This window comes from Streptomyces tateyamensis, from assembly GCF_003205575.1.
Taxonomy (GTDB): Bacteria; Actinomycetota; Actinomycetes; order Streptomycetales; family Streptomycetaceae; genus Kitasatospora; species Kitasatospora tateyamensis.
The window spans coordinates 1-318 of record NZ_PYBW01000233.1 but is presented as its reverse complement, the minus strand read 5'-3'; the positions used below and the strand labels follow the sequence as shown (position 1 = coordinate 318).

Sequence of the window (318 nt, the reverse complement as noted above, 5' to 3'; positions counted from 1 at the left end):
GGCGGCGGGGTGCGGTGGCAGACGATGGTCAGGTGGATGCCGGTGCGTTGCTGCAGGTCCAGCAGGCGGCGCCAGGTGGGTGGGGCGAGCAGGTGGGCACGCAGGACGGTCATGTGCCGGGCTGAGGTGGCGAGGATCCAGGCTGCCGCAGCCGCCCACAGCAGGCCGTGGGCTCTGCTCCAGGGGCCGGGTGGCGTGTAGGGCTTGCCGAGGGCGGCGAGGATGTCGAGAGCGAGGTCGTCGGCGCGGGTGGTGCCCGGGGTCGGGTGCACGGTGATGCGGCCGGCAGCGGGGTCGTGGGCGGCCAGGGCCGCCTTG

General features: G+C 75.2%; 1 pseudogene. It reads right to left on the bottom strand.

Features of this window, described 5'->3' with window-relative positions:
- Window positions 1-318 (bottom strand): annotated as a pseudogene (locus C7C46_RS35565) (hypothetical protein); the annotation flags it as partial.